Source organism: Mesorhizobium sp. M8A.F.Ca.ET.165.01.1.1 (genome assembly GCF_004792065.1).
Taxonomy (GTDB): domain Bacteria; phylum Pseudomonadota; class Alphaproteobacteria; order Rhizobiales; family Rhizobiaceae; genus Mesorhizobium.
Map to the genome: position 1 here is coordinate 1 of NZ_SRTH01000078.1, position 423 is coordinate 423.

Sequence of the window (423 nt, forward strand, 5' to 3'; positions counted from 1 at the left end):
TCAATTAGGGGATGCCAATGAGTTCCACCCGCGGGTCCACTTTAGCCACAATTTCTGGATGATCAGCCTCGCCATGCAGCAGGAAAACATCATGTCCTCGTTGCGCGGCCCAATTGCAGGAATAGACGGTATTCTCATCGGCACCGCCATTGATGAGACGAGTAATGACATGAGCGATACGCAGTCGATGCGCCGCTTCAATTTTGCCTTCCGCATCCCGTGATTTCAAATCGACGCTAGCGGGCTCAATCCACCCGATGGTGGCGCTGCCCCCCCGGGCGCGTTTTTGGTTTCCTGACCTCCCGATAGCGGTGCTACTGCGTTGGAGTGACATGTCACGCCCTCGGGTAAGTGCATGCCGTATGGAGACAAACCCTAACTCCTGGCGCACCTCGTCTCTCTTGGGTCGCACCTCGCCTGTCC

At 56.7% G+C, this 423-nt stretch carries 1 protein-coding gene; it reads left to right on the forward strand.

All coding sequences use genetic code 11. The features are described 5' to 3' along the window. A partial coding sequence (locus tag EN808_RS36670) for a hypothetical protein (protein ID WP_189524244.1) occupies positions 1-223 on the forward strand: 223 nt, incomplete at its 5' end. Between the last annotated feature and the right edge of the window lie 200 nt (positions 224-423).